We start from the raw sequence: 6,540 nt of genomic DNA on the forward strand, positions 1-6,540 counted from the left end.
CTCCCGCAAGGGGAGGGGGAGGAACGGACCGATCAAACGGCGGTGATCTGAAAAGGTCTCGCAATCTCCGGGTCGAGCCCGGGGAGGAGAGGCAACGCGAAGGCAGCCCTGCCGCCCGGGCGAACCCCGGGTCCGTCACTCGGCCGGGACCGGGTCCTCCTCGAACAGGCCGGTCGGCAGCCCGTCGATGCTGCGGGTGTTCTTCTGCCGGCGATAGGCCTCCAGCCCCTCCTGCGATTCCTTGGCCTCGGCCCAGCGCGCCAGGGTCGGCCGTTCGCCGGCATGGTCGAACAGCGGCACGCCGAAGCCGCAGGAGGTCTGCACCAGGTCGATGTCCAGCCGCACCATCTGCCGGGCGCCGATCGGCTCCGCGCCGCCGAATTCCGCCGCCAGCAGGCGGGCGTAGTCCGGGCCGCCGCGGCGCAGCACCCGGCCGGCGCCGTACAGCCGCAGGATCATCGGCGCGCCCTCGAAGGCGCAGAACATCACCGTCAGCCGGCCGGTGGCGCGCAGATGCGCTGCGGTCTCGTTGCCGCTGCCGGTCAGGTCGAGATAGACGATGGCGTTCGGCCCCAGCACCCGCAGCATGTCGGTGCCGCGCGGCGAGACATTGACCCGCCCGGTCGTGGCGGCGGAGGCGGTGAAGAACATCCGCTGGCGCAGGATGAACTCCTGCAGCGCCGGCGAGATCTCCGGGAACTGCTTGGCCATGGCTCTTCCTTCCGCGGCAATGCCGGGATCGTAGCCGAGGCGCCGCCACCCGCTCAACCGGCCGGAGTCAGCGCATCGGGCGGATCACGCAGGAGATGTTGGCGCCCCGGACATAGGTGTAGGTGCGGTCGGACAGCCAGCCGGTGCGGTAGGTGTAGACCGTCCCGCTCGGATCCACCGAGACGCCGTAGACGTCGGAGGTGGCGAACACGATCACGCCGCGCGCGCTGAAGCAGGTGATGGAGTACGATTCCATCTCGTCGACCGGGGTCGGCCGCTCGGCCGCGCGGGACGGCGCGCCGGCAATCAGGCAGGCCGCGATGGCCGGCCCGCACAGGATCCGCAAAGCCGTGGCATGCCTCATGGCCAGTCCCCTGTCGGAGGGGCATCATATCAGCGGCGTCGAGGCTCCATCCACCGTCATCCCCGCTGCCGCGGGCATGACGGAGAGGGGATGGTTCAGACCTCCGCGGCCTCGCTGTTGCGCGGCGCGGCCGGCATGCCGATGGCGTGGTAGCCGGCGTCGACATGGTGCACCTCGCCGGTGACGCCGGTCGACAGCGGCCCCAGCAGATACAGGGCGGCGCCGCCGACCTCGTCCAGCGTGACGTTCTTGCGCAGCGGGCTGTTCTGCTGGTTGAAGCGGAACACGTAGCGCGCATCGCCGATGGCGCTGCCGGCCAGGGTGCGCATCGGCCCGGCCGAGATGGTGTTGACCCGGATTCCCTGCGGGCCCAGATCGGCCGCCAGGTAGCGCACGCTGGCCTCCAGCGCCGCCTTGGCCACGCCCATGACGTTGTAGTTCGGCATCACCCGCTCGGCGCCGAGATAGGTCAGAGTCAGCAGGCTGCCGCCATCCGGCATGATCGCCGCCGCCCGTTTCGCCAGCGCGGTGAAGCTGTAGCAGCTGATCCGCATGGTGCGGCTGAAGTTCTCGGCCGTGGTGTCGAGGTAGCGGCCCTTCAGCTCTTCCTTGTCGGAATAGGCGATGGCGTGGACCAGGAAGTCGATCGACCCCCATTCCGCGCCCAGCCGGTCGAACAGGGCAGCGATCGACGCCTCGTCCTCGACGTCGCAGGGCGCCAGGAAGCTGGCGCCGATCGACTGGATCAGCGGCTCGACCCGCTTGCGGAAGGCGTCGCCCTGGTAGGTGAAAGCCAGCTCGGCTCCCTCGCGCGCCAGCATCGAGGCGATGCCCCAGGCGATCGAATGGTTGTTGGCGACGCCCATGATCAGGCCGCGCTTGCCGGCCATCAGGCCGGTGCCGCGGCGTTCGGTCGAAGTGGTGGTCATGCAGCGTACCGCTTGAAGGCGAGCGTCGCGTTGGTCCCGCCGAAGCCGAAGCTGTTGGAGAGGACTGTGGTCAGCCCGGCATTGTCGATCCGTTGCCGCACGATCGGGAAACCCTCCGCGGCCGGGTCGAGATTTTCGATGTTGGCGCTGGCGGCGATGAAGTCGTGCTTCATCATCAGCAGGCTGTAGATCGCCTCGTGCACCCCGGCGGCGCCGAGCGAATGGCCCGACAGCGACTTGGTCGAGCTGATCTTGGGCGCCTTGTCGCCGAACACCTCGCGGATCGCGCCCAGTTCGGTGACGTCGCCGACCGGGGTCGAGGTGCCGTGGGTGTTGATGTAGTCGACCGGCGTGTCGACCGTGGCCAGGGCCTGGCGCATGCAGCGCACCGCGCCCTCGCCCGACGGGGCGACCATGTCGTAGCCGTCCGAGGTGGCGCCATAGCCGACCAGCTCGCCATAGATCTTGGCGCCGCGCGCCTTGGCGTGCTCCAGCTCCTCCAGCACCACGGTGCCGCCGCCACCGGCGATGACGAAGCCGTCGCGGTCGCGGTCATAGGCGCGGCTGGCGCGCTCCGGCGTGTCGTTGAAGCGCGAGGAGAAGGCGCCCATCGAGTCGAACAGCACCGACAGGGTCCAGTGCAGCTCCTCGCCGCCGCCGGCGAAGACGATGTCCTGCTTGCCCCACTGGATCAGCTCGGCGCCGTTGCCGATGCAATGCGCCGAGGTCGAGCAGGCGGAGGAGATCGAGTAGTTGACGCCCTTGATCTTGAACGGCGTCGCCAGCGTCGCCGAGTTGGTCGACGACATGCAGCGCGGCACCATGTAGGGGCCGATCCGCTTCGGCCCCTTCTCGCGGGTGATGTCCGCGGCGTCGACCTGGTTCGAGGTCGACGGCCCGCCGGAGCCCATGATCAGCCCGGAGCGCTCGTTCGAGACGTCGCTCTCCTCCAGGCCGGCATCGGCGATGGCCTGGGCCATGGCGATATAGTTGTAGGCAGCGCCCGGCCCCATGAAGCGCAGGATGCGCCGGTCGACATGGTCGGCCGGGTCCAGCTTGACCGTGCCGTGGACATGGCAGCGGAAGCCCAGCTCCTTGTATTCCGGCGCCGCAACGATGCCGGAACGGCCCTCGCGCAGGCTGGCGGTGACCTCGTCCTGGTTGTTGCCGAGGCTCGACACGATGCCGAGCCCGGTGACGACGACGCGACGCATGGTGGTTCTCCGCGGTTCGTCAGAACGCTTCGGTCGATGTGAACAGGCCGACCCTCAGATCCTTGGCCTCGAAGATGATCTTGCCGTCGCAGGCCACGCTGCCGTCGGCGATGCCCAGCACCAGCTTGCGGTTGATCACCCGCTTCAGGTCCAGGCGGTAGGTCACCAGCTTGGCGTCGGGCAGCACCTGGCCGGTGAACTTGACCTCGCCGGTCGACAGCGCCCGGCCCTTGCCGGGGGCCCCGGTCCAGCCCAGGTAGAAGCCCAGCAGCTGCCACAGCGCGTCGAGGCCCAGGCAGCCCGGCATCACCGGGTCGGATTCGAAATGGCAGGCGAAGAACCACAGGTCCGGGCGGATGTCGAACTCGGCCACGGCCTCGCCCTTGCCGTGGGCGCCGCCGTCGTCGTTGATGGTGGTGATCCGGTCCATCATCAGCATGGGCGGCAGCGGCAGCCGGGCGTTGCCGGGTCCGAACAGCTCCCCATGCGCGCAGGACAGCAGGTCTTCGTAAGTGTAGCTCGATTTACCGGTCACGGCCGCGTTGGCGCCTTCCATGGTCTCACCGACGCGCGCGACTGTAGCGTTTTTTCGGGTGGGCACAAGTCCGAGCCGGCCCCCTGCCGATGGCTCTTGGGCGTAGCTGGGCCCAATGGTCGCGGCGAACAGGCATTGCCTGGGACCGCCCGGCACCCTAGCTTCGGGGGATCACGGCACCTTTCGGCGGAATTGGACGCGCGCATGACCGTCTGGCGGACGACCCTTCTGGCCTCCTGTGTCGCGGCGACGGCGGTGCTGCGGCCGCCGGCCGCCGAGGCCGCCACCGATCCGCGCACCGTCTCGGGCGCCTATCTCGCCGGCGCCCATGCGCTCGCCGCCCGCGACCTCTCCGCCGCCGGCCGGTTCTTCAGCCAGGTGCTGGCGACCGATCCGGACAATCTGGGGCTGCTGCGGCGCAGCTTCACCCTGACCCTGGCCGGCGGCGACGTCGAAGGCGCCGCCAAGCTGGCCCAGCGGCTGGACACGGCCGACACCGCCGACCAACTGGTCCGCATCACCCTGATCCTGCACGACGCCAAGGCCGGCAAGTGGCGCGACGCCCTGGCCCGGCTGAGGACCATGGAGACGGCGGGCACCGCCAAATCGATCACGCCGATCATCGCCGCCTGGCTCCGGGTCGGCGCCGGCGACGGCAAGGCGGCGCTGTCCAGCCTCGACCCGATGCTGCAGCCGCCGCGGCCGGATGCGCTGTCGTCGATCCAGAAGGCGCTGCTGCTCGACTATCTCGGCGACCTCGACGGCGCCCAGAAGGCTTATGAGGCGCTGGGCGACATGGGCGGCACCGTGCGGCTGGTCGAGGGGCTGGCCAGCGTCTATCAGCGCCAGGGCCAGCGCGACAAGGCGCGCCAGGCCTACCGCGCCTTCGCCGACCGCAACGGCGACAACCTGCTGCTGGAGCCGGCGATCCAGCGCCTGGACAAGGGCGAGCGGCCGCAGCCGCTGATCGGCAGCCCGGCCGACGGTCTGGCCGAGGCCCTGTTCTACATCGCCAGCGCCGTCAGCCAGGACCGCGACGCCGAGGGCGGCGATACCGCCCTGATCTACACCCGCCTGGCGCTGTATCTGCGGCCCGACTTCCCGGTGACGCAGATCCTGCTGGGCGACGTGCTGTCCGGGCAGGACCAGTACCAGAACGCGATCGCCGCCTATGAAGCGCTGCCGGACGGCACCCCGGCCGGCTGGATGGCGCGGCTGCGCGAGACTTTGGCCTATGAGAGCCTGGAGCAGTTCGACAAGGGCATCGCCCTGGCCTCCGACCTGGTGTCGGAGCGGCCGGACAGCCCGGCCGGCTATCTCCGCCTCGCCGACCTGTACCGGGCGAAGCAGGATTTCGCCTCCGCCGTCGTCGCCTATGACGATGCGGCGCGCCGGCAGAAGCGGCTGGAGGAGGTCGACTGGACCTTCCTCTACCGCCGCGGCATCGCGCTCGAGCGCAGCGGCCGCTTCGATCGGGCGGAGCAGGATCTGCGCCGCGCCATCGGGCTGAACCCGGACCATGCCAACCTGCTGAACTATCTCGGCTACTCGCTGCTCGACCGCGGCAAGGCCCTGCAGGAGGCGGAGGACCTGATCCGCAAGGCGGTCGACCTGTCGCCGAACGATGGCTACATCATCGACAGCCTGGGCTGGGTCTATTACCGCACCAACCAGATGGACAAGGCGGTGGAGACGCTGGAGAAGGCGATCTCGCTGAAGCCCGAGGACCCGACCATCAACGACCATCTCGGCGACGCCTATTGGCGGGTCGGCCGCAAGCTGGAGGCCCGCTACCAGTGGGAGGCGGCGCTGCGCACCACCGAGGGCGACCCGCCGAAGGACAAGATCGAGGCCAAGCTGGCCAACGGCCTGCCGGCCCAGGAAGCCTCGGCCCCGGTCAAATCGAACTGATCGTGGACGGCAAGGTCTGGTCCGGCACCGCGCCGGCCAAGGTCAATCTCTATCTCCATGTCGTCGGCAGGCGTTCGGACGGCTACCACCTGCTCGACAGCCTGGTGGTGTTCGCCGATGTCGGCGACGGGCTGACCCTGCAGGCGGCCGAGGCGCCGCGCCTGACCGTCACCGGCCCCTTCGCCGGCGCCATCCCGCCGGGCGACGACAACCTGGCGCTGCGCGCGGTGCGGCGCCTCGCGGCCGCAGTCGGGCGGCCGGACGGCATCGCCGTCACCCTCGACAAGCGGCTTCCGGTGGCGGCCGGGATCGGCGGCGGCTCGGCCGATGCCGCGGCGGTGCTGCGCGGCCTCTCCGTGCTCTGGGACCTGGCACCGGGTGACTCGCGCCTGCTCGAGGTCGCGGCCGGGCTCGGCGCCGACGTCCCGGTCTGCCTCGCCGGCCGCACCGCCTGGCTCGGCGGCGTCGGTGAACGGCTCGAGCCGGGGCCGGACCTGGCCGGCGTGCCGATCCTGCTGGTCAATCCCGGCGTGCCGCTGTCGACCCCCGACGTGTTCCGGGCCCGGCGCGGCGGCTTCTCGGCCGAGGCCCGCTTCGCCGAGGCGCGGCCGAATCTGGACCGGCTCTGTACCCTCCTGGCCGGGCGCGGCAACGACCTCGCCGCGCCGGCGACCGAGCTGGTGCCGGTGATCGGCGAGGTGCTGGCCGCGCTGGCGGCGCAGCCGGGCTGCCGCCTGGCGCGGATGTCGGGCAGCGGCGCCACCTGCTTCGGCCTGTTCGACAGCCCGGCCGCGGCGAAGGCGGCCGAGACGGCGCTGGCCGGCCGCGGCTGGTGGGGGGGGGGGGCGGGGGCCGCGCGGGGGGGGGGGGAGTTAT

General features: G+C 70.7%; 7 protein-coding genes. 2 read left to right on the forward strand and 5 right to left on the reverse strand.

Going from position 1 to position 6,540, the window contains the following annotated elements; translation table 11 throughout:
* Positions 1-135: 135 nt before the first annotated feature.
* The 5 genes from AAHM41_RS37860 to fabA all read right to left on the reverse strand — a co-directional run bounded on the left by AAHM41_RS37860 (position 136) and on the right by fabA (position 3,774).
* On the reverse strand, positions 136-711 hold the full coding sequence (locus AAHM41_RS37860; RefSeq protein WP_342241805.1) for a pyridoxamine 5'-phosphate oxidase family protein: 576 nt from the start codon (positions 709-711) through the stop codon (positions 136-138).
* Between the two features lie 67 nt (positions 712-778).
* Positions 779-1,075: a hypothetical protein gene (locus AAHM41_RS37865; protein ID WP_342241806.1), complete on the reverse strand. Its 297-nt coding sequence runs from the start codon at positions 1,073-1,075 to the stop codon at positions 779-781.
* Positions 1,076-1,170: 95 nt separating this feature from the next.
* Positions 1,171-2,004 (reverse strand): enoyl-ACP reductase FabI, encoded by an 834-nt coding sequence (fabI, locus tag AAHM41_RS37870; protein ID WP_342241807.1) that lies wholly within the window; start codon positions 2,002-2,004, stop codon positions 1,171-1,173.
* The gene (gene fabB, locus AAHM41_RS37875) at positions 2,001-3,218 is read right to left on the reverse strand and encodes a beta-ketoacyl-ACP synthase I (RefSeq protein ID WP_342241808.1); all 1,218 of its coding nucleotides are present in this window, start codon (positions 3,216-3,218) and stop codon (positions 2,001-2,003) included. The genes fabI and fabB overlap by 4 nt, the downstream gene beginning before the upstream one ends.
* A 19-nt stretch (positions 3,219-3,237) precedes the next feature.
* Positions 3,238-3,774 (reverse strand): 3-hydroxyacyl-[acyl-carrier-protein] dehydratase FabA, encoded by a 537-nt coding sequence (fabA, locus tag AAHM41_RS37880; protein WP_342241809.1) that lies wholly within the window; start codon positions 3,772-3,774, stop codon positions 3,238-3,240.
* A 183-nt stretch (positions 3,775-3,957) separates the two neighbouring features.
* Here fabA and AAHM41_RS37885 point away from each other — a divergent pair, with 183 nt between their 5' ends.
* Entirely contained in the window at positions 3,958-5,664 is a 1,707-nt protein-coding gene (locus AAHM41_RS37885; protein WP_342241810.1) for a tetratricopeptide repeat protein, read from the forward strand.
* Positions 5,665-5,666: 2 nt separating this feature from the next.
* Positions 5,667-6,540 (forward strand): 4-(cytidine 5'-diphospho)-2-C-methyl-D-erythritol kinase (locus tag AAHM41_RS37890; protein WP_342241811.1); only part of this gene is annotated, 874 nt, incomplete at its 3' end.

Source organism: Inquilinus sp. OTU3971 (assembly GCF_038440215.1).

Coding starts and splice junctions, on each gene's coding strand:
- AAHM41_RS37860 (WP_342241805.1), bottom strand. CDS start 711: ATGGCCAAGCAGTTCCCGGAGATCTCGCCGGCGCTGCAGGAGTTCATC.
- AAHM41_RS37865 (WP_342241806.1), bottom strand. CDS start 1,075: ATGAGGCATGCCACGGCTTTGCGGATCCTGTGCGGGCCGGCCATCGCG.
- fabI (WP_342241807.1), bottom strand. CDS start 2,004: ATGACCACCACTTCGACCGAACGCCGCGGCACCGGCCTGATGGCCGGC.
- fabB (WP_342241808.1), bottom strand. CDS start 3,218: ATGCGTCGCGTCGTCGTCACCGGGCTCGGCATCGTGTCGAGCCTCGGC.
- fabA (WP_342241809.1), bottom strand. CDS start 3,774: ATGGAAGGCGCCAACGCGGCCGTGACCGGTAAATCGAGCTACACTTAC.
- AAHM41_RS37885 (WP_342241810.1), top strand. CDS start 3,958: ATGACCGTCTGGCGGACGACCCTTCTGGCCTCCTGTGTCGCGGCGACG.